This window comes from Paenarthrobacter nitroguajacolicus (genome assembly GCF_031455195.1).
GTDB lineage: Bacteria > Actinomycetota > Actinomycetes > Actinomycetales > Micrococcaceae > Arthrobacter > Arthrobacter nitroguajacolicus_D.
Genome location: NZ_JAVDSH010000005.1, coordinates 127,532 through 147,370 on the forward strand (window position 1 = coordinate 127,532; position 19,839 = coordinate 147,370).

General features: G+C 64.2%; 19 protein-coding genes. 8 read left to right on the top strand and 11 right to left on the bottom strand.

Annotation, left to right across the window (positions count from 1 at the left end):
* The first annotated feature begins 72 nt into the window (after nucleotides 1-72).
* The gene (locus J2Y68_RS12510) at nucleotides 73-570 is read left to right on the top strand and encodes a MepB family protein (RefSeq protein ID WP_309993868.1); all 498 of its coding nucleotides are present in this window, start codon (nucleotides 73-75) and stop codon (nucleotides 568-570) included.
* Here the strand turns inward: J2Y68_RS12510 and J2Y68_RS12515 are convergent.
* Nucleotides 560-1,972 carry an aldehyde dehydrogenase family protein gene (locus tag J2Y68_RS12515; RefSeq protein WP_309994319.1) on the bottom strand — a complete coding sequence of 471 codons (1,413 nt, stop codon included), beginning with the start codon at nucleotides 1,970-1,972 and terminating at the stop codon, nucleotides 560-562. The genes J2Y68_RS12510 and J2Y68_RS12515 overlap by 11 nt on opposite strands.
* A gap of 162 nt (nucleotides 1,973-2,134) precedes the next feature.
* Here J2Y68_RS12515 and J2Y68_RS12520 point away from each other — a divergent pair, with 162 nt between their 5' ends.
* Nucleotides 2,135-2,782, top strand: coding sequence for a LysE family translocator (locus J2Y68_RS12520; RefSeq protein ID WP_309993870.1), 648 nt, complete (start codon nucleotides 2,135-2,137; stop codon nucleotides 2,780-2,782).
* Here the strand turns inward: J2Y68_RS12520 and J2Y68_RS12525 are convergent.
* Nucleotides 2,779-3,369 carry a TetR/AcrR family transcriptional regulator gene (locus J2Y68_RS12525; RefSeq protein WP_309993872.1) on the bottom strand — a complete coding sequence of 197 codons (591 nt, stop codon included), beginning with the start codon at nucleotides 3,367-3,369 and terminating at the stop codon, nucleotides 2,779-2,781. The two genes, J2Y68_RS12520 and J2Y68_RS12525, sit on opposite strands and share 4 nt — an antisense overlap.
* Nucleotides 3,370-3,491: 122 nt before the next feature.
* Between J2Y68_RS12525 and J2Y68_RS12530 the strand changes: the two genes are divergently transcribed.
* The 3 genes from J2Y68_RS12530 to J2Y68_RS12540 all read left to right on the top strand — a co-directional run bounded on the left by J2Y68_RS12530 (nucleotide 3,492) and on the right by J2Y68_RS12540 (nucleotide 7,338).
* A complete protein-coding gene (locus tag J2Y68_RS12530; RefSeq protein ID WP_309993874.1) occupies nucleotides 3,492-5,465 on the top strand; it encodes a primary-amine oxidase in 1,974 nt (657 codons plus the stop codon).
* A gap of 1 nt (nucleotide 5,466) precedes the next feature.
* Complete coding sequence (locus J2Y68_RS12535) at nucleotides 5,467-5,919, top strand: hypothetical protein (protein ID WP_309993876.1); 453 nt, start codon at nucleotides 5,467-5,469, stop codon at nucleotides 5,917-5,919.
* Nucleotides 5,920-6,009: 90 nt separating this feature from the next.
* The gene (locus J2Y68_RS12540) at nucleotides 6,010-7,338 is read left to right on the top strand and encodes an APC family permease (RefSeq protein WP_309993878.1); all 1,329 of its coding nucleotides are present in this window, start codon (nucleotides 6,010-6,012) and stop codon (nucleotides 7,336-7,338) included.
* 95 nt (nucleotides 7,339-7,433) lie between these two features.
* On the opposite strand, the gene J2Y68_RS12545 is transcribed toward J2Y68_RS12540, so the two are convergent.
* Nucleotides 7,434-7,892 (bottom strand): carboxymuconolactone decarboxylase family protein, encoded by a 459-nt coding sequence (locus tag J2Y68_RS12545; protein WP_309993880.1) that lies wholly within the window; start codon nucleotides 7,890-7,892, stop codon nucleotides 7,434-7,436.
* Nucleotides 7,893-7,985: 93 nt separating this feature from the next.
* Between J2Y68_RS12545 and J2Y68_RS12550 the strand changes: the two genes are divergently transcribed.
* Nucleotides 7,986-9,023 carry a zinc-dependent alcohol dehydrogenase family protein gene (locus J2Y68_RS12550; protein ID WP_309993881.1) on the top strand — a complete coding sequence of 346 codons (1,038 nt, stop codon included), beginning with the start codon at nucleotides 7,986-7,988 and terminating at the stop codon, nucleotides 9,021-9,023.
* Here the strand turns inward: J2Y68_RS12550 and J2Y68_RS12555 are convergent, their stop codons facing one another.
* From J2Y68_RS12555 to J2Y68_RS12565, 3 genes are all read right to left on the bottom strand, one after another.
* Nucleotides 9,024-10,259: a pyridoxal phosphate-dependent aminotransferase gene (locus J2Y68_RS12555; protein ID WP_309993883.1), complete on the bottom strand. Its 1,236-nt coding sequence runs from the start codon at nucleotides 10,257-10,259 to the stop codon at nucleotides 9,024-9,026.
* A gap of 57 nt (nucleotides 10,260-10,316) precedes the next feature.
* A complete protein-coding gene (locus J2Y68_RS12560) occupies nucleotides 10,317-10,979 on the bottom strand; it encodes a hypothetical protein (protein WP_309993885.1) in 663 nt (220 codons plus the stop codon).
* Nucleotides 10,980-11,082: 103 nt separating this feature from the next.
* Nucleotides 11,083-12,675 carry an alkaline phosphatase D family protein gene (locus tag J2Y68_RS12565; protein ID WP_309993887.1) on the bottom strand — a complete coding sequence of 531 codons (1,593 nt, stop codon included), beginning with the start codon at nucleotides 12,673-12,675 and terminating at the stop codon, nucleotides 11,083-11,085.
* A 133-nt stretch (nucleotides 12,676-12,808) separates the two neighbouring features.
* Between J2Y68_RS12565 and J2Y68_RS12570 the strand changes: the two genes are divergently transcribed.
* Complete coding sequence (locus tag J2Y68_RS12570; protein WP_309993889.1) at nucleotides 12,809-13,216, top strand: hypothetical protein; 408 nt, start codon at nucleotides 12,809-12,811, stop codon at nucleotides 13,214-13,216.
* On the opposite strand, the gene J2Y68_RS12575 is transcribed toward J2Y68_RS12570, so the two are convergent.
* Nucleotides 13,201-15,624 (bottom strand): HAD-IC family P-type ATPase, encoded by a 2,424-nt coding sequence (locus tag J2Y68_RS12575; RefSeq protein ID WP_309994321.1) that lies wholly within the window; start codon nucleotides 15,622-15,624, stop codon nucleotides 13,201-13,203. The genes J2Y68_RS12570 and J2Y68_RS12575 overlap by 16 nt on opposite strands.
* A 246-nt stretch (nucleotides 15,625-15,870) precedes the next feature.
* Here J2Y68_RS12575 and J2Y68_RS12580 point away from each other — a divergent pair, with 246 nt between their 5' ends.
* Nucleotides 15,871-16,479 (top strand): dihydrofolate reductase family protein, encoded by a 609-nt coding sequence (locus J2Y68_RS12580; RefSeq protein WP_309993891.1) that lies wholly within the window; start codon nucleotides 15,871-15,873, stop codon nucleotides 16,477-16,479.
* Nucleotides 16,480-16,764: 285 nt separating this feature from the next.
* Here the strand turns inward: J2Y68_RS12580 and J2Y68_RS12585 are convergent, their stop codons facing one another.
* The 4 genes from J2Y68_RS12585 to J2Y68_RS12600 are packed head-to-tail and all read right to left on the bottom strand — an operon-like array spanning nucleotide 16,765 to nucleotide 19,821.
* A complete protein-coding gene (locus tag J2Y68_RS12585; protein ID WP_309993893.1) occupies nucleotides 16,765-17,751 on the bottom strand; it encodes a sensor histidine kinase in 987 nt (328 codons plus the stop codon).
* Nucleotides 17,744-18,418, bottom strand: a complete 675-nt coding sequence (locus J2Y68_RS12590; RefSeq protein WP_166842232.1) for a response regulator transcription factor — start codon at nucleotides 18,416-18,418, stop codon at nucleotides 17,744-17,746. Before J2Y68_RS12590 ends, J2Y68_RS12585 begins: the two co-directional genes overlap by 8 nt.
* A 4-nt stretch (nucleotides 18,419-18,422) precedes the next feature.
* The gene (locus J2Y68_RS12595; RefSeq protein WP_309993895.1) at nucleotides 18,423-19,091 is read right to left on the bottom strand and encodes a DedA family protein; all 669 of its coding nucleotides are present in this window, start codon (nucleotides 19,089-19,091) and stop codon (nucleotides 18,423-18,425) included.
* Nucleotides 19,092-19,101: 10 nt separating this feature from the next.
* Nucleotides 19,102-19,821, bottom strand: a complete 720-nt coding sequence (locus tag J2Y68_RS12600) for a phosphatase PAP2 family protein (RefSeq protein ID WP_309993896.1) — start codon at nucleotides 19,819-19,821, stop codon at nucleotides 19,102-19,104.
* Nucleotides 19,822-19,839: the final 18 nt, after the last annotated feature.

Consider the following 19,839-nt stretch of genomic DNA (forward strand, 5'->3'; position numbering starts at 1 on the left):
CCCAACCGCGTCCACCCTGTGACGGGACAAGCGGGGCAATCATCTGGTTTCGTGGCCTGTAGGGTTTCGAAGGTGAACTTCCACGCCTTTGAGCGCTTCGTGGCCCGGCAGTCGAGTCCCGATGATTCCCGTGGGGTTGTCCACGCGGAAGAGCAGAACAGCGACTACGAATCCGGAGTTGCATTGATCGACGGACAGCAGTGGCGCATCCGGACTGCACGGATCACACCGACGAAACCAGGCGCATTTGTGGCGGTGTGGAAGCGGGACAACAGTGGCTCAACCCGTCCCTTCACCGCCGCGGAGTCGCTGTCAGGCCTGCTCGTCTTCGTGGAGGTCGGTGAGAGATTCGGAGCATTCCGGTTCACCCCTGAGCAGCTGATCTCACTGGGTTATGTCAGCTCCGGGTCGCGTCAGGGCAAACGAGGCTTCCGGGTCTATCCACCGTGGTGCACTGATTTGAATCCCCAAGCGCTGCGCACCCAGCGCGGGCAGGCCCCTGCGTTCGTCGAGCTACCGTCGACGTGCGCAGCGGGGCCCGCCCCGGCCACTGGTGGAGCTAGCCGTTGATGACCTGCGGAACGCCGAGTGCTTTGAGGCCCTCGGCGCCGAACTCCAAGCCGTAGCCGGACTGCTTCGCTCCACCGAACGGGACGCGGGGGTCCACGGCTCCGTGCTTGTTGATCCACACGGTGCCGGCCTGGATACGTGAAGCGACTTCGCGCGCGGCACCCAAGTCTGAGGACCAAACCGAGGCGCCCAGTCCGACGTCGAGCGCGTTCGCCTTGGCGACCGCCTCATCAACGGTGCTGTACTTGATGATCGGCAGGGCCGGGCCGAACTGTTCCTCGGCGACCAGCGGGTTGTCGTTGTCGATGTCCGCCACCAGGGTGGTGGGGTAGAAGTTGCCGGGGGCGTCGGCGTCGGGGTTGCCGCCGATCAGCACCCGGGCACCGGAATCGCGAGCGGCTTCCACCAGACGGGCCACGATGTCGTATTGCTGCCGGTTCTGCAGCGGACCCAGAACGTTGTTCTCGTCCAGACCGTTGCCCATGGGCATCGCCGCAGCAACAGCAGTGAGCTCTGAACATACGGCCTCGTACTGCGATTCGTGGACGTACAGGCGCTTCAGTGCCGCGCAGGTTTGGCCGGTGTTGATGAACGCACCCCAGAACAGCCCCTCGGCAATTGCCTTGGGATCCGAATCAGGGAGGACGATGCCGGCGTCGTTGCCACCGAGTTCCAGCGTGAGCCTCTTGACCGTGTCGGCCGACGATCGAATGATCGCCTTGCCCGTGGCGGTGGAACCGGTGAACATGACCTTGCCGATCGCGTCGTGCGAGGCCAGCGCTTCACCGACGTCGCGGCCACCGGAGACCACGGACAGCAGGCCTTCCGGCAGTTCCTGGTTGATGATCGAGGCCAGTGCCAGCACGGACAGCGGGGTGTATTCGGACGGTTTGACCACCACGGCGTTGCCCATGCGCAGGGCCGGTGCGATCTGCCAGACGGTGATCATCATGGGCCAGTTCCACGGGCCAATGGCACCCACGACGCCGATGGGCCGGTAGTGCAGTTCGGCGTGGGTTTCGCCGTCGTCCACTACGGTTTCCGGGTCGAGCGGCGTGGCGGCGGTGGCGCGCAGCCATGCCGCGCAGGCGCCGACTTCGAAACGCGCGTTCGGGCCGTTCAGCGGCTTCCCCTGTTCGCGGGAGAGCAGCTGGGCGAGTTCTTCGGCAGAGCGTTCGACGGCGTCGGCTGCTTTCATGAGCGCAGCGGACCTGGCGTCGTGGCCCAGGGCAGCCCAGGCAGGTTGCGCTGCCGTGGCGGCGGTGATGGCTGCTTCGAGATCCTGGACGGTGTGCACGGGGGCTTCGCCAACCGCTTCACCCGTTGCCGGGTCAAGGATGGTGCGGCTGTTCTGGCCGGTGGCCGGGGTGATCGAGGCCAGCAGGGCGTCGTAAGTCTCCATTGGTACTCCGCTCGGGTAGTAAGTCTTGGCGGCCGGTGAGGCGCGCGCCGATGTTTCCAGTGTGGTCGGCGTCACGCGTTCCCGCCTTGTCGTTGAACGAACAGCCCTTGACGGGAAGCGAACGCTTTCCGTCAAGGGCTGCCGTGCCCGATAATCGAGCTTGTGACTCTTGCTTCCCTTGCGGCCTTCGCCGGTCTGTGCCTCGTCTTGTCCGTCACTCCCGGTCCGGACACGTTCCTCGTGCTGCGGATCGCGCTGAACCGGCCAAGCGCGGGAATCGCTGCGGCTGCCGGGTCTTCCGCGGCGGCGATCGTTTGGGCCGGGCTGGTGGGTGTCGGCCTGGCCGCCCTCCTGGAGCAGTCCGCGGAACTGTTTCGGTGGGTCAAGATCGCCGGCGGCTTGTACTTGCTGTATCTGGGAGTCTCGTCGTTCATCAAGTCACGCAAGGCAGCCAAAGCAGCCGGGGCAGCCGGAACAGCGGAGGAGAACGCGCCCCTCCCTTACAACCGTCTCTCAGCATTCGCCGCGGGCGCGCTCTCCACGCTCCTCAACCCCAAGGTTGGCTTGTTCTACCTGGCCGTGGTCCCGCAGTTCATCCCGCACGGCGGCGACACCATGGGTACGTCGCTCATTCTGGGCGTCGTCGTTGCAGTGATCGCCTTCGCGTACCTCTCGATGATCGCCGTCGTGGCCTTCAAAGCGATGCGGTGGCTCAAACGACCCAAGGTGAGCACCGTCGTCGAACGTGTCAGCAGCGGCGTGATCGCCGGTCTTGGCGTCGGCGTGGTTGCCTCGGGCGCTACGAGCTAAGCGGCCAGCAGCGCCAGGTAGTTATCCAACTGTCCGGAAAGATCCTGGGAGAAATGCTCGGCAGGGGAAAGCGCCGCGACGATCTGCGCGCCGAGCATCATGTTGAGCAGGTGGTCGGCGACGGCGGCGTCCCCGATCGGGGTGCTGATCTCACCGGCCGCGCGGGCTGCTGCGGCATGAGCCGTGATGGTGGTGTGCCACTGGTTCATGGACTCGCTGTGGAGCGCGGCCATGTCAGCGTCGTTGAGGGCCTTCTGCCAGAACGGAATCACAATGCGGGCCTCGTTGACGCGTTCCTCATCCAGCGGCAGAACTTCAGCGCAGAACGCGCGAAGCGCAGCGACGCCTGACAGCCCCTCGGTCATCGTGGCGATGCGCTGGTTGGTGCGGTTGAAGACGTGGCCGAAAGCTGATGTCAGCAGCAGGTCCTTGGTGGGGAAGTAGGGCTTCAAGGCACCGTTGGCGAAACCTGCTTCCTCGGCGATTTCCCGCATGGTGGCGCCTTCCATGCCGAGCCGGGCAATGATCCGCCACGTTGCGTCGACCAGCTCGAGGCGTCGTTGATCGTGGTCCACAATCTTTGGCACTTGGTGGTCTCCCGGAAAAATAATCGGCGGAAAGGTCTTGTGACTCATCTTACGTTTTGGTTATTCTCTACAACTATAGAAAATAAATCCTGACCGTACGCGGTCCCGGACAAGAGGCAGCCATGACGCCCACAGCAACTGAGACAGCCGCCATTGAGGAAACGCAGTACCGCCTCGCCACGGGTGCAGAAATCTCCGAGGTCCAGGGAATCCTGCAGGCCGCCGGACACCTCGGCTCCGGAAAACGAATCGCCTACCTGGGGCTGGTTGACCCCTCCCGCGGCCAGACGGAAGAAGACCGCCGCTTCCGCATCTTCATCCACGACATCTCCGGGGGCGCACCCACCGACGTCCTCGTCTCAGTGACCCGTGGCGAGATCCTGTCCGCGACCGAACTGGACACCAAGGTCTCTGGTGAACTGCCCGTACTGGAAGAAGAATTCGAGGTAGTGGAGACGCTCCTGGCTACGGACGAGCGTTGGCTCGCAGCCCTTGCAGCCCGCGACCTGGACGTCGCCAAAGTCCGGGTGGCCCCGCTGTCCGCCGGCGTCTTCGAGTACGACGAAGAAAAGGGCCGCCGCATCCTCCGCGGGCTGGCTTTCGTGCAGGACTTTCCCGAGGACAGTGCTTGGGCGCATCCGGTGGATGGACTGGTGGCTTATGTGGACGTGGTCAACAAGGAGGTGACCCAGGTCATCGATCTTGGGGTCATGCCCATTCCGGCCGAACACGGAAACTACACGGACCCGGAACTGACCGGCCCGCTCCGGGAAACCCAGAAGCCCATCAGCATCACCCAACCGGAAGGCCCCAGCTTCACCGTAACCGGCGGCAACCACGTCGAATGGGAAAAGTGGAGCGTGGACGTCGGCTTCGATGTCCGCGAAGGAGTTGTCCTCCACAACCTCGCCTTCCGGGACGGCGACAGGCTCAGGCCCATCATCAACCGCGCCTCCATCGCCGAGATGGTGGTCCCGTACGGCGACCCGTCTCCTATCCGGTCCTGGCAAAACTACTTCGACACCGGAGAATACCTGGTGGGCCAGTATGCCAACTCCCTGGAACTGGGCTGCGATTGCCTGGGTGACATCACCTACCTGAGCCCGGTCATCAGCGACGCCTTTGGGAACCCCCGCGAAATCCGCAACGGCATCTGCATGCACGAGGAAGACTGGGGAATCCTCTCCAAGCACTCCGATCTTTGGACCGGCATCAACTACACCCGCCGCAACCGTCGCCTGGTGATTTCCTTCTTCACTACCATCGGCAACTACGATTACGGCTTCTACTGGTACCTCTACCTGGACGGGACCATCGAATTCGAGGCCAAGGCTACCGGCGTCGTCTTCACCAGCGCTTTCCCGGAAGGCGGTTCGGACAACATTTCCCAGCTCGCGCCAGGACTTGGGGCCCCCTTCCACCAGCACCTGTTCAGTGCCCGCCTGGACATGGCTGTTGATGGCCTGACCAACCGGGTGGAAGAAGAAGATGTGGTCCGCCAGGCCATGGGCCCAGGCAACGAGCGCGGCAACGCGTTTTCCCGCAAGCGCACCCTCCTCACCCGCGAATCCGAGGCAGTCCGGGAAGCCGACGCGCGTGCGGGACGCACCTGGATCATCTCCAACCCGGAGTCCCGGAACCGCCTGGGTGAGCCTGTTGGTTACAAGCTCCACTCCGAGAACCAGCCCACCCTCCTGGCCGACCCGGATTCTTCCATTGCCAAACGCGCCGCGTTCGCCACCAAGGACGTCTGGGTTACCCACTACGCCGACGAGGAACGCTACCCCACAGGCGATTTCGTGAACCAGCACTCCGGCGGCGCTGGGCTGCCAGCGTATGTGGCCCAGGACCGCGACATCGACGGCCGGGACATCGTGCTGTGGCACACCTTCGGCCTCACACACTTCCCCCGCGTTGAAGATTGGCCGATCATGCCCGTGGATACGGTTGGCTTCAAGCTGCGCCCGGAAGGTTTCTTCGACCGCAGCCCAGTGTTGGACGTGCCTGCCAACTCCTCCGGCTCCAGCTGCCACAGCACCGCAGCTTCAGGTGCGGCAGGCGAAGAGCACGGCGAGCCCGCCGGGCACTGCCACTAGCGTGGCCACGGCCATCAGTGGAGGACGGGCCGGACCCGTCCTCCACCCCCGGGTCTGCGCCGTCCTGACCGCACTTTCCTGCGTGGTCCACCTTGGGCTCGCAGCCTCAGGGCACCACGACGCCTGGCTGGCTATCCTCATGATCGCCCTTGCAGCCGTGTGCATCCCCTGCACAGTCCACATCTGGCGCCACAGCCGCGTCGGTGCACTCCACCAGGTCACCGGCTCAGCCCTTGCCATGGTCACCTTGCACGCCGTGCTGCTGCTGGGAGCGGGCGGTTCCGGACACGCTCATGGGGGCAGGCCGACGTCGAACGCTGTTGATCCATCCGGCACTGTTGCTTTATCCGGCTCTGCCGGGTTGTTGCTGGTGATCGCGCTGGAAATCACGACGGCGTTACTCGCCTCGACGCTGGTGGCCCGCCTCAGGCGGGTCCGGGCGCAGTCCCTGTAACCGGAGTACCCGAAAATTCGGCAGGATATTGCTGTTTGCAGGCAGTATCCCTGCTTGTTGGACCCCTTCCGAATACTGTTCAGTGGGAGGGTGAATAAAGCTGTCAACAGTTCGGGTCTGGGCCTCTTCCGTGCAACGGGAATTTATGTTGGTGCCATTCTTGGTTCAGGCGTGCTGGTTCTGCCCGCCATTGCCGCTCAGGTGGCTGGGCCGGCGTCGATATTGGCGTGGGGCTTGCTCCTGGTGTTCTGCACGCCCGTGGCATTCAGTTTCGCCGAAATGTCCCGGCAACAGCCCGACGCCGGTGGCATAGCAACGTTCGTCACGAGGGCCTTCGGGCACCGGGCGTCAGCAGTGGCCGGCTACCTGTTCTACTTCGCGATTCCCTTCGGCGCGCCCGCGACCGCGGTGATTGGCGGGGAGTACATCGCCCACGCCATGGGAGGTGGCCGGGAGACGGCCCTTATTGCCGCCGGGCTGATCCTGGCGGCTGGTTTTCTGAGCAACGCGGTGGGCATCAGGGTCTCCAGCAAACTGCAGCTGCTCCTCATGGCGTTGTTGGTGGCGTTGCTTGCCTTCGCTGTTGTTGTGGCCGGGCCGTATGCCAGGGTGGAGAATTTCGAGCCCTTCGCCCCGCATGGCTACTGGGCTGTGGGAGGTGCGGCCAGCTTGTTGTTCTTTTGTTTCGCGGGATGGGAAGCCGTGACACACCTGGCCGGCGAGTTCCGCAACCCCGAGCGCGACCTGAAGCGGGCAACTTGGCTGACGCTCGTCGTCGTCGGTGTGGTGTACATCGGGCTCGTGGCTGCGTGCGTAGCTGTCCTGGGCCCCGCGCTCGCGGGCAGCAGCGTCCCGGTTGCCGAGCTGCTGGCGAAAGGGCTCGGCCCTGCGGCAGCACCGGTTACCGCCGTCGCGGCGGCGGTGCTCACGTTCGGTCCGTTGAATACTTTCGTGGCCGGTGCCAGCAAGCTCGGTGCCAGGTTGGCGTCCGACGGCGTGCTGCCGCGGGCTTTGGCGCGCGGCGCCGGGCCGGGGGAGGTCCCATCGGTGAGTCTCGGCGTCCTTGGCATGTTGGCGTCGATCTCCTTTGCTCTCGCCGCGACCGGTCTGCTGAGCATGGAGTTCCAGATCGGCGCGGCCTCGGCTTGCTTCACCGCGGTGACCGCCTTTGGCTTGGCTGCCGGAGTGGTACTGCTCCGCCGTGGAACTCCGGCTTGGTACGGGGTGATCGTGGCGGCGGTAGTGATGCTCGTTGTGCTCGTGTTCAGCGGATGGGCGCTGCTGGTCCCGGCCGGCCTGGGTGTGGCGGCGCTGGCTGCCTGGCGAGTTCGCGGGAAACCTGCCACTTCGCACGGAAGCTTCCCGGCGAGCCCGCAGCCTTCCCGCGAACTCGCGGCTAGGAACGGCAGACCCTCGTAAGTTTGTCCGGGTTGGACACCCCAGCAGGCGGTTCCGTTCGCTTTGCCACGCCACCGTGGCCGAGACTGCAAGCGTCATGCTGCCCACGTTACCGTTCAGGCCAGCGGATTCTTCTCGTCCACCGGCGGCTCCATCTGTGTGCTGATCGCAATCCTGTTCCATACATTGATGGTGGAGATCGCCAGGACCAAACCGCCCATCTGGCCGTCGTCGAAATGGGTTGCGGCAGCGTTCCAGATCTCGTCGGTCACAGTGTCGGGCCCCAACTGGGTCAAGGCATCGGTGAGGGCAAGGACGGCCTGCTCCCGGGCGTCGAAAAAGACTTTCGAGTGCTGCCAGGCGGCCACAGCATGCAACTTCCGTGACGGGATGCCACGCTTGTGGCCATCGGTCGCGTGCATATCCACGCAGAAACCGAAGCCGTTGAGGATCGAGGCGCGGAGCTTGATCAGCTCGTAAAGATCGGGATCCACAGAGGTGCGGGCGTAGCCTTCCAGGCCAATGACGGCAGCGTAGCCGAGTTTGTTGCTGCGGCCGATGTTGATGCGGGTCATGCTGACTTCCCTTCAGAGTTGGTGCGTTACAACAGTGATGTCGGAAGCAGCAGCAAAAGTGTGACAGGGCTGCCCGATTGTTAGAGTCGATCCGTGCGAGCAGTGATTTTTGATGAGGTCCGGACCCAGCCCTACGTTCGGGAGGTCGACAAACCGGAGGCACCCGCAGGGGGCGTCGTGGTGAAAGTGCTCGCTACGGGCATGTGCCGCAGCGACTGGCACGCGTGGGCCGGCCACGACGACATCGCCATGCCGCACGTCCCCGGGCACGAGCTTGCCGGTGTCATCGACGCAGTGGGCGAGGGCGTCCGGAACTGGAAGGTGGGCGACCGCGTCACCGTCCCCTTCGTCTGCGGGTGCGGCACGTGCGAATGGTGCCTGGCAGGCGACGCGCAGGTCTGCCCCGAGCAGCAGCAACCCGGTTTCACCCACTGGGGATCGTTCGCCGAGTACGTGGCGCTGCACGCAGCCGACAGCAACCTGGTTGCCATCCCGGACAGTATTGAATTCACGACGGCGGCCAGCCTCGGCTGCCGCTTCGCCACGGCTTACCGGGCATTGGCAGCCCGGGCGCAGGTCAAAGCCGGCGAATGGGTGACCGTGGTAGGCGTGGGAGGCGTCGGCCTCAGTGCCGTGATGATCGCAAAAGCCATGGGAGCGAGGGTCATTGCTGTGGACCGGAACCCGTCAGCCCTGGCTGTGGCCGCCCGGCTGGGCGCAGAACACACGGTCCTCGCTGATGGCACGGACATCCCTGCCACCGTAAACGTCCTCTCCGGCGGAGGCAGCCACGTGGCGGTGGACGCCGTCGGAAGTGAACAGACCTGCGCCGACGCGATCCTCAGCCTCCGCCGCCGTGGCCGGCACGTCCAGATTGGTTTGCTGCCGTCCATCGACGGCAACCCGCAAGTGCCCATGGCAAGGGTGATCGGTTGGGAACTGGACCTGTTGGGCAGCCACGGCATGGCCGCTGTGGACTATCCGGGGATGATGACGCTCATCGAGCAAGGCTTGCTTGAGCCGCAGCTGCTGATCGAACGCACCATCGGGCTGGAAGACGCGGCAGCGCTGTTGCCCGGCTTCGACCAGGCCAGTCCGGCCGGTATGACCATGGTGGACCCGGCACTTTAGTCAGTTGGTTTCCCGTGCCGGCCGGTTTCGGTAAGCCGCGAGGAAGTGCGATATACGGCGCACAGCTTCTTCGATGTCCTCCACTGCCGGCAGGATCACGAAGCGGAAGTGGTCCGGCGTTGGCCAGTTGAAGGCCGTGCCGTGCGAGACCAGGATCTTCTGTTCCTGCAGGAGTTGGAGGACAAACTTCTCGTCGCTCTCGATCGGGTAAATCTCAGGGTCCAAACGCGGGAACAGGTACATGGCGCCGGCGGCGGGGACACAGGAAACACCCGGGATGGCCGTCAACAGTTTCCAGGCCAAGTCCCGTTGCTCGCGCAACCGCCCGCCAGGACGAATGAGGGCCTCGATGCTCTGGTACCCGCCCAGGCAGGTCTGGATGGCGTGTTGCGCCGGAACATTGGCGCAGAGGCGCAAGGAAGCCAGCAGTTCCAAAGACTCACGGTACGCGGCAGTGGCAGCAAGTGGCCCCGTCACAGCGACCCAGCCGGCCCGGTACCCGGGCATGCGGTAGGCCTTGGACAGTCCGCTGAACGTCAGGACACACACGTCCTCAGCCACTGCCGCGGTGTGGATGTGGGGTGCGTCGACGTAGCGGATCTTTTCGTAGATCTCGTCCGAGAACAGCACCAGGTCATACTTCCGGGCCAGGGCGGCGAACTGCTCAAGGATGTGCCGCGGGTACACGGCCCCGGTGGGATTGTTCGGGTTGATGATCACGATGCCCTTGGTGCGCGGGGTGATCTTCGCTTCGACGTCGGCCATGTCCGGCCACCAGTTCTCGTCCTCATCACACAGGTAGTGAACAGCTTGGCCACCGGTGAACGTCACGGCGGCGGTCCAGAGGGGGTAGTCAGGGGCAGGAATAAGGATCTCGTCGCCGTTCTCCATGAACGCCTGGAGGGTCATGGAAATCAGTTCGCTGACGCCGTTGCCAATGAAGAGGTCTTCGACGCCGATGTTCATCAGTCCGCGGGTTTGGTAGTACTGCGAAATGGCGGTGCGTGCGGAGAAGATCCCTTTGGAATCGCTGTAACCCTGCGCGCCGCGGAGGTGATGGATCATGTCCACCACCACCGACTCCGGCGCCTCCAGGCCAAACGGCGCGGTGTCCCCAAGGTTCATCTTGAGGATCCTGTGACCCTCCGCTTCCATGGCCTTGGCGGCTTGGAGGATAGGACCGCGGAGTTCATAGCGGACGTTCTGGAGTTTGCTGGAGTGCTGCATCGGACGCATGGTTGATCTTTTCATGCCGCAGGGCAGGGCGGGCAAACTGTTCCAAAAACAGCGGGTTCACACCCAGCGGATCACTACCGGAAGGTCGCCGGCGATCGCTGAGACTTCCCTTTCGGTTCCGTCCACCGCTACGGCAAAGTGTTGCAGCTCGTCCATGGACGCGGGGACTTCGAAGTGCCCGGTGGCGTCGCTCCTGGCGGCTGACGCGGACGAGTGGGCGTGGATGTACGCATCAGGGATTCCCTTGTTGTGGACATCCACCAGGCGTCCCTGGATCCGGCGTCCCGTGCTGGAACTGGGGCCGGAGGTGAGTCGTTCGGGTGCCTCCGATGGTTCGTCGAAGCCCAGGGAAACCGGCACACACACCAAGAACCCCAGGCCTTGGGAGGAAACGTCGGACTGCTCGGCTCGCGTCATGTCGCCCTTGGAAACCACGGCGTAATCCCCATGCAGTTCAACTGCCAGCAGGAGCCGCTCCATGAGGTCCAGCTGCTGCGGCCCATGGCATTGGACCAACACACGCAATTCCAGGTCCAAGACGGGCCCGTTGTGCCTGGACCGGCCCACCCGGGTGAGCGACGAAGCGCGGACGGTGACCGGAGCGTCGGGCGGGGGAACAACGGCGACCGGGGACCCGTCGTCGAACCTTAGCCGCTGTGGAGCGGCGGCCTCCGCGAGTACCAGCAGAAGGTCGGACAGTGAAGAACGAACAAGGCCCACGGCAGAACCCCAGCCGGACGGAATCCACTAAATCAACTGGAACAAGGCTACTCCCGCCGTCCGCCGTGATCGAGTTTTTGCACGAAAGACTCCCGCGCCGGGGTCAGGCCAGGCCAGGAACGCCGTCGGTGATCGTGAAGGATTTTTTCGTGCTGACCGGGGCGCCTGGTGTGGTGACGTGGTCAAGCACCCGGAAGTCGGCGGTCATTGCGTCCTTGGTGATGCGCGTGTTCACGTAGCCGCGGTTGTCGTTGTAGAACTTCAGGTGCGGATTCCAGGCCATGGTTGCGTCCGTGGTGGACCCCGTCCCGTCGCCCGTGGATGTAATGGACGAGCACACGAGTTCCGAACCGACAACGGCTGCTGCCGGGTCCTTGTAGTCCACCTTGAGGTCGGTGGCCCAGTGGCGGTGGACGTCGCCGGTGAGTACGACGGCGTTGCGCACCTTGGCGTATACCCAACCTTGGGTGATGCGGCGGCGGGACGCTGCGTAACCGTCCCATCCGTCCATGGAGACGTCGTCGATGTCCGGCGCCTTGTCCCTGTCGCGCTCGGCAAAGAACACCTGCTGGCCAATGATGTCCCAGCGTTGGGTGGAGTTTCTGAAGCCGTCCAGAAGCCATTTTTCCTGCTCAGCGCCCGTGATGGTCCGGTTCTCGTCCAAACGTTCGGCCACGTTCTTCCGCCAACCGTCGCCGGCGAGCTGGTCGTCCCGGTACTGGCGCGTGTCCATCATGTGGAAGTTGGCCAGCTGGCCCCACTGGATGGTGCGGTAGATCTTCATGTCGAACCCAGCCGGGACCGAGGACGGACGCAGCGGCATGTTCTCGTAGTACGCCTGGAACGCGGCCGCGCGGCGTTGCCGGAAATGTTCGGTGGTGTCGTTGAGTTGGCCGGCATCGCTGTTCTCGGGGACGTCGTCAGCCCAGTTGTTGTCCACCTCGTGGTCATCCCACACCACCAGCCACGGTGCTATCGCGTGCGCGGCCTGCAGGTCGGCGTCCGCCTTGTACTGGGCGTGCCGCTGGCGGTAGCTTGCCAGGCTGACAGTCTCGGGCCCTTCGTGGTCGCGGGGATTGCCGCCGCCGATCACGTAGCTGCCCTTCTTGTACTCGTAGAGGTAGTCGCCGAGGTGGAGCACCAGGTCAGGGTGGTCTTCGGCAAGTCGCCTGTACGGGGTGAAATAGCCGTGCTCATACTGGGCGCAGCTGGCGAAGGCCATGGCCAGCGCGGCCGGGGTCTCTCCGGGCGCAGGGCTGGTCAGCGTGCGGCCCACTTCGCTCAGGTGCCGTCCGGTACGGAAACGGTAGAAGTACTCACGGCCCGGCCTGAGGCCCTTGATCTCCGCGTGCACGGAATGGGCGGTTTCGATCCTGGCATGCTCGACGCCGCGGGCTACTACCCGGCGCATGGCGGGGTCTTCTGCGACTTCCCAGGCGACGGCGACGTTGCGGGAAGGCATGCTGCCCAGGCCATCCTCGGCCACGGGATTCACTGCCAGGCGTGTCCAGATGACGAACCCGTCGGGCCATGGTTCGCCCGACGCGATGCCGAGCGTAAACGGGTAGGTGCGGAGACCGGCGTCGTCCGCTGTTGAAACCGCAACAGCGGCCTGCGGCATCGCGGCTGACACACCGGCGACGAGCCCGGCGCCGAGTCCGGCGGAGATGAGGGACCTGCGGGAGATGTTTTCCATACAGCCGACCCTATGAAGTCCGAATTGACTGCGTTCAAGCCGGGTATGAATAGCCGGTTAATTGTGTGACAAAACATGTTAACCCGTACTGGACCCCTGCCAGTCCTTAGGAGCGCTCGTCTATGCTCAGTCCATGATGACCGGGGAGCGACCCAAGCGCCCTGGTGCCGTGACGTTTTCGGTGGTCCTGATGTACATCGGCGGCATCGCCCAGATCCTTCTTGGAATCCTCACGATCTTCCTGCGGTACACGCCCGAGGCCCAGTCAGGTGGCATCGCCTTTCCCATCACCCTGCTCGGCGCGGGGATGGTCCTCTTTGGGTTGTTGGTCATCGGCCTGGCGTCCGGTGTGGCAAGGGGAAGCACCGCGGCGCGTCGCGGTGCTACAGCTGTCATGCTGCTCGGGTTGGCCTTCGCTGTGCTGGACCTCATCATCGGCGCTGATGGAGACTGGTCCGCGGTCATTTCCCAATCCATCGCAACGGTGATGGTGCTGGTGCCGTTGTGGACGGCGCGGGGTCGCCGCTACTTCGAGGGGTGATGCAGGGCTTCCTGGGCGTCCCGGTACGCCACCCGGCGGTGCACGAAACGGACAATCTCGATCAGCGCGATGCAGGCCGCGGACGTTCCCAGGATGAGTAGCGCAGTTGGGAGCGTAGGGTCAGTGAACTGCAGGAAGTCCCGCGCGACGGGCACGGAATACACCAGGACCAGGCCCACCATCATGGCGCCGATCACCAGTCCCTTGAACCGGGTCACTGGCCGTGAAAGCACCACCAGGATCCAGATGCCGATGATGGCCAGGATGAGTGTGGACCCCGTCCTGATCTCCACCTCGGGGATGGCCATGTTCGCGGCCAGGCGCGCATAGGACGCAAGCCCCAGCGTCACGGCCACTCCGGCTGGGACGGCGAAGGTCAGCGACCGCCGGAGGAAACCCGGAATGTAGCGCTGGGCGTTGGGCAACAATGCCAGGAAGAAGGCAGGGATGCCGATGGTGAGTCCGTCGGTGACCGAGAGCTGCCGGGGGAGGAAAGGGAACGGGAGCAGGAGGATGCCGAACGCGATGGCCAGGAAAGTGGCATATGCGGTTTTGGTAAGGAACAGCATGGAGACCCGCTCGATGTTGGCGATCACCTGGCGGCCTTCAGCCACCACGCTTGGCAGGTGAGAGAATTTACCATCCAGCAGGACCAGCCGCGCCACGGCTTTGGTAGCGGCAGCACCGGAGTTCATGGCCACTCCGATGTCGGCCTCCTTGATGGCCAGGGCATCATTGACCCCGTCGCCGGTCATCGCCACCGTATGGCCGGCCGACTTCAGAGCCAGGACGATCCGCTTTTTCTGGTCGGGCGTCACACGGCCAAACACCACGTTGTTGTTGATGGCGTCCAGAAATTCCCGGTCATCGTCCGGCAGCTCACGGGCATCAAAACCGTGGGGCGCATCCAGGCCTACCTCCCGCGCAATCGCGGCCACTGTGTGCGGGTTGTCGCCTGAAATGATCCGCACGTCCACGTCCTGCGCGGCGAAGTAGGCGAGCGTTTCGGCAGCGTCCGGGCGGATGTTCTCCTTGAAGGTCAGGAGCACTACGGGAACAGCGTCAGCGGGAACGGTCTCGTCCTGTGTTGGAGTTCCGTGGGCCAGGACCAGCGTCCGGCGGCCTGTTGCGGCCAATTCCTCGGCCTTGATCGCGAGCTGCTGCTGGGCGGGGTCGGTGGAGTTGCGAGCCGGGAAAACCATTTCAGGTCCGCCCAGGATCCACATTTCCTGGTCGAACACCACGGCGCTCCACTTGCGGGCCGAGGAGAACGGAACCCGGTCTGTTGGCAGTTCGGCGGGTGGAATGGTGAACTGCCCGGCGAGGCTGCGGGCCGTGGCATTGGCGTCGTTTTGCACCCCATACCAAGCCAGAATGGCTTCCCACCCTGCCCGGACTGTCAGTGGGTGGGCCGCGTCGAAAACGATGTCGCCTTGGGTGAGGGTACCCGTCTTGTCGAGGCAAATGATGTCCACGCGCGCCAGGCCTTCGACGGCGGGCAACTCCTGGACGAGAACCTGCTGGCGGGCCAGTTTCACGGCCCCCACGGCGAACGTAATGCTTGTCATGAGCACCAGCCCCAAAGGGACCATCGCGACGACGGACGCGATGGTGGCGGTGGCCGCGTCACGCCAGGCGCCACTCGAGGAGGCATGGCCCCACCCGCCTTGAGCAATCATCTGTGCGTTCAGGACCAACAAAGCCACGGGGCCCACGAACCATGTCACCCACTTGAGGACCCGATCGATGGAGGAGCGCAATTCCGAGGCCACCAGCGAAAACCTCTTGGCTTCGGCGGCGAGCGAGTTCGCGAAGGAATCAGCACCTACCTTGTCCACCACGGCTGTCCCGTCTCCGGCCACCACCACGGAGCCGGACAGGACCCTGTCTTCGGAGGTCTTCTCCACGGCATCGGACTCACCCGTGAGCATGGATTCGTCCACCTGCAGACCGCGTGATCCCGTGACCACCGCATCTGCTGGCACCTGGTCCCCGGCCCTGAGGACAAGGGTGTCGTCCAGGACCACATCATCCAGTGGGATTTCCGTTTCCGAACCTTCGCGCATTACCCGTGCATGTGGTGCGTTAAGCAGTGCCAAACGGTCCAAGGCCCGCTTTGCCCGGTATTCCTGGACGCTGCCGATAACTGCGTTAGCGATGGCACTGAATCCGAACAGGGCATCCTGCCAGCGACCGATCGCGAAGAGGACGATGAAGCAGGCAAGGATGATGCCGTTGAACAGTGTGAGAACGTTGGCGCGGACGATGCTCCACACGCTGCGGCTGGTGTCCTGGACGAAGGCGTTGGTTTGTCCGGCGGCGACCCTCTCGGCAACATCTGCCGCGCCCAGCCCCTGCGTCGATGACACCTTCGCCCGGACGGTTGCCCGTTGAAGGTCCTTCTCCATGCCAATCATGCCCCTGTTGTTGAACCGATCCCGGGATAACCACAAGCAGGTGGTGCGATGGTTTGAGTATGGCAGCCGTGGTGCCTTAAGTCCCGGTTTGCCGGGTGGTGGTGATGCCTGACGTTGGCCGAGGGGTAGTGGGCGTCGGCGGACCCTGATTCCGGACGCCCTCCCGCTTGCCGCCCAGCGGGACTAGGATGGCCCGCATCCACGGGCAGGCTCGGGCTTTCACCGAAGGAACACACTATGGGCACTCTTTCTGTTGACCTTTTCCTCACCCTCGACGGCGTCTACCAAGCACCGGGTGGACCCGACGAGGACACTTCCGACGGCTTCACTTTCGGCGGCTGGCAGGCGGCGTATTCAGATGAAGAAGCCGGTGCCGCGATCGTCGCCGGGATTGACCGCATGGACGCGCTCCTCCTGGGACGCAGGACCTACGACATCTTCGCGGGCTACTGGCCAAAGCAAAGCGACCACATTGGCGACACCTTGAACGCACTGCCCAAGTTCGTCGAATCGCGGACCCTGACCGACCCCAGGTGGGAGGGAACGACGGCCCTGACGGATGTGAAGGAGGTGGCTGCGGTGAAGGAGCGGTTCAATGACGTCCACGTCATAGGCAGCGGCGTCCTGGCACGCTCGCTCCTCGAAGCCGACCTTGTGGACCGGCTCAACCTGTACCTGTACCCACTGACGTTCGGAACGGGTAAGCGGTTGTTCCCGGACGGCGCAGGCGTGCCCGCAGCCTTCCGATTGGCCCAGCCACCCCAGGCATTCCCCAATGGCGCCATCCTGCTCGCCTACGACCGCGCCGGCGACCCCGTTACGGGCATTGATATCAGCCAGTCGTAGCCGGTCATCTTCCAACAGAAGCGTGGGGGGGGGGGGGGGGGCCCCCCCCCCCCCCCCCCACGCTTCTGTGGGTTTATGGGGGGGCCCCCCCCCCCCAAAAAAATAGAAAGGGGCCCCGCAAAACCCAGGGGGGGGGCGACTCCGCCCGCGGGGCCCCCCGGGTTCGGCTTTTTCTCCCCCCCCGGGGGTGGCGTCCCATACCAAACCCGTGGGGTGGGGGGGGGGGGCCCCCCCCCCCCCCCCACGCTTCTGTTTTCTGGTTCTTACGGCGGGCGCCCGCCACCGTCAATTCCTTGCCAGGGGCAGCGTAATCCGCATGCGGGTGCCTTCCGGGCCGGTGTATGCGACGTCCGCGGAGCCGCCCGCGGCGACGGCTATATCGCGGACCAGGGACAGCCCGATCCCGAAGCTACGCTGCTGTTGGCCGGGATGGGGGTCGGGTGTCCTGGCGAAACGATCGAAGATCCGGTCCTGGTCGATACCTGTAATACCGTGGCCGGTATCGGTGACGGTGATGACTGCCTGGTTAGCGGCCACGGTGCTGTCAACCGTGATGAGGCCGCCCGCCGGCGTGTGGACGAGTGCGTTCTCGGCCAAACCGAGGATGGCGCGGTGAAGTCGCTGCGGGGTGATCATGGCCCGGGGGTGCCCAGTGCTCGAACAATGCAGGGTGATGCCCCGGTCCGCGGCCAAGTGCTGGAGGCTGTCCACGACCTCCTGTGTGACGTCGGGGATATTCGTTGCCGTGGCGGCGGGTTCTTGGAGCGTGCCGGTAGCGGATTCGAGGAGTTCGTTGACTATTCCGGTGAGGGCGGCTGTGTCGTCCCGGATCCGTGTCAGTTGCCGGCCGGCGGGCGATTCCGGAGCGGTGCTGCGTTGTGCCACTTGGATCCGGGCATCAAGGATGGCCAAGGGCGTCCGCATTTCATGGCTGGCGTCCTGGATGAAACGTCGTTGCAGGATCAGGGCTTCGCCGAGGGGGCGGATGGCACTGCGGGCGCTGAGCCATCCAACACCGCCCGCCAGCAGGATGCCCGCTGCCCCGGCGATGACCATGGCTTTGATCAGGTCTTTGGTGTCGAGATAGGCATAGACGGCACCAGGTTCGGCTGGTTCCGGATTGCCGGCCTGGCTCAGCAGGTACATGGTGGCCGCGGTCAGGAGGCATAGGACCAGCAGGGCGCAGACTGCACTGATTCGTAGCGCGATCTTCAAGGAGGCCTTGCGAAGGATTGCCTGATCCTGGGCCGGGGCCATGGACTGATCAGTCATGGGCTTCGCCTATCTGGTAACCCACCCCGTGGACGGTCCGGATGACCGATCTGGCGACTTTTCGGCGAAGGTGGTGAACATGGGTGTCGATGACTCCGGGCAGGTCACCTTGGCTATCGGTGGCGACAATCAGCTCCTCCCTGGTGAACACCCGGTCCGGCTCGGCAGCAAGAACCGACAGCAACTCCGATTCGGTCGCGGTCAACGAGGCAAGGAACCCGTGAATGGAGCGCATGGATCTGGTGGTGGAGTCCAGTTCCCAGTCGCCGATGACGGTGATCCGGGGTGCCTGGTGGTAGCTGCGGGTCAAGGCCCTCAGGCGTGCCCCCAATTCCATGGCGTCGAAGGGCTTGGTCATGTAGTCGTTCGCGCCGGCGTCGAGCCCCCGAACCTTCTCGTCCACAGAACCAATGGCGGTGAGGATGAGGATTGGGGTGGCGATCCCCTTGGAACGTAGCGCGGCGATCAGCGCGATGCCATCCAGGCCCGGAAGCCCCCGGTCGATCACCATCGCATCCCACGTTCCCACCAGGGCCTGGCTCAAGCCTTCATGGCCGTCGACGGCGATGTGCACCTGATAGTCGGGCTCAAGGAGCTCCGCGATCAGTGGCCCCAGGGCAGGATCGTCTTCCACCAGCAGGACGGACAGCTTGGAGTCAGTGGTCACGGATCTATTCTTGCGCGGAGGAGGACTCCGCCGCGCGGGTACGCCTGCGTTTGAGGTATTCGATACCCCACGGCAGCACGGAGGCCAGCACCATCACCACGGCTATGACGTCGATGTTCTTTGCGATGATCTCGAAATGGCCCAACCAGGAGCCAAGGAGCGTAACGGAGCTCGCCCAAAGGATCGCCCCAGTGATGTTCCAGAGGGCAAAGGACTTGTAGTGATACCGGGCGATGCCGGCACTGAGGGGCGCGAAGGTGCGCACCACCGGCACGAAACGGGCAAGGATCAGCGCGGGCCCGCCCCGGCGTTGGAAGAAGTCTTCGGCCTTTGCCAGATGGGACGTTTTCAGGACCCTGGCGTCGTCGGAGAACCATCGGCGTCCGAAGCGGCGCCCCAGCAGATAGCCCACCTGATCGCCCGCGATGGCGGCCACAGTCACCACTGTTATCAGCACAGGAAGTGTCAGGTTCAGTTGCTGGTGAAGGAGCCCGGCAGTGAAGAGCAGGGAGTCACCGGGCAGGAAGGGGAACAGAACACCTGATTCAATGAAGATCATCAGGGCCACCACCCCGAGGGTCGCGGGTCCCAAGCCCTGCAGAAGGCTGGCCGGGTCCAGGAGGGGGAGGCGCTCGGTAGGGTTCAGTGCAGGCACCAAGGCAAGGGCTTCCATAGAGTCTCTTTCATTTGGGAGAGCGTGCGGACGTGGCCCGGGAATGAATCGTGGCCCTGACAGCTGGTGCACAGCGGTTCCAGGTTCCGGCCATGATCAGGACCGCCGCGATCGTTGCCGGGAACGAGGCAACAACGTCCAACGGATAATGGGCGCCGATGTACACCCGGGACCAAGCGACCACCACGGCCATGACCGTCCCTGCCCAGAGGACCGGGTTCGCCCACCGTGTTTCACGAACCAGCAGGAACGTCGCCAGCGTGAGTGCGACCGCCAAGGACGTGTGGCCGCTGGGGAAGCTGTTGGACACGGGCTCCGGCACCAGGGGATCGAACAGCAAGGCAGGATCCGGCCTGATCCGGCCGGTAACCACCTTGAACAATTGGCACGTCAGCCATCCACACGCCACCGTAAGGGAAAAGAGCGCTGCATTCTGCGGAGAACGTCGGATCAGTGCCAGATACAAACTGACAGCGATCACGATCAGCGTTCCCGCCACCGGACCGAAAAGCGCGTTCAACACCAGGGCCAGCCCGGTCAGCCCGGGTGTGTGATGGCGGCTGAAGTCATCGTCCACCGCCAGTTCAGCCAAGGTCAGGCCAGGGACCACCTGAATCGCCCACCCCGCCAAGACAACGGCGGCCGCAAGTACCAGCCCGATGATCAGCCAGTGCTTGGGTGCGGGCAGGGGGTTGAAGCGCACGGGATGCGGCGCGGAATGCGGAAACATGGAACCCCTCGACAGGAC

Bases quoted from the DNA above. Each gene is read 5' to 3' on its own strand.
- J2Y68_RS12570 (WP_309993889.1), top strand. From the start codon at position 12,809: ATGATGACCGGGGAGCGACCCAAGCGCCCTGGTGCCGTGACGTTTTCG.
- J2Y68_RS12565 (WP_309993887.1), bottom strand. From the start codon at position 12,675: ATGGAAAACATCTCCCGCAGGTCCCTCATCTCCGCCGGACTCGGCGCC.
- J2Y68_RS12595 (WP_309993895.1), bottom strand. From the start codon at position 19,091: ATGGAAGCCCTTGCCTTGGTGCCTGCACTGAACCCTACCGAGCGCCTC.
- J2Y68_RS12575 (WP_309994321.1), bottom strand. From the start codon at position 15,624: ATGGAGAAGGACCTTCAACGGGCAACCGTCCGGGCGAAGGTGTCATCG.
- J2Y68_RS12555 (WP_309993883.1), bottom strand. From the start codon at position 10,259: ATGCGTCCGATGCAGCACTCCAGCAAACTCCAGAACGTCCGCTATGAA.
- J2Y68_RS12515 (WP_309994319.1), bottom strand. From the start codon at position 1,972: ATGGAGACTTACGACGCCCTGCTGGCCTCGATCACCCCGGCCACCGGC.
- J2Y68_RS12530 (WP_309993874.1), top strand. From the start codon at position 3,492: ATGACGCCCACAGCAACTGAGACAGCCGCCATTGAGGAAACGCAGTAC.
- J2Y68_RS12585 (WP_309993893.1), bottom strand. From the start codon at position 17,751: ATGACTGATCAGTCCATGGCCCCGGCCCAGGATCAGGCAATCCTTCGC.
- J2Y68_RS12600 (WP_309993896.1), bottom strand. From the start codon at position 19,821: ATGTTTCCGCATTCCGCGCCGCATCCCGTGCGCTTCAACCCCCTGCCC.
- J2Y68_RS12580 (WP_309993891.1), top strand. From the start codon at position 15,871: ATGGGCACTCTTTCTGTTGACCTTTTCCTCACCCTCGACGGCGTCTAC.
- J2Y68_RS12545 (WP_309993880.1), bottom strand. From the start codon at position 7,892: ATGACCCGCATCAACATCGGCCGCAGCAACAAACTCGGCTACGCTGCC.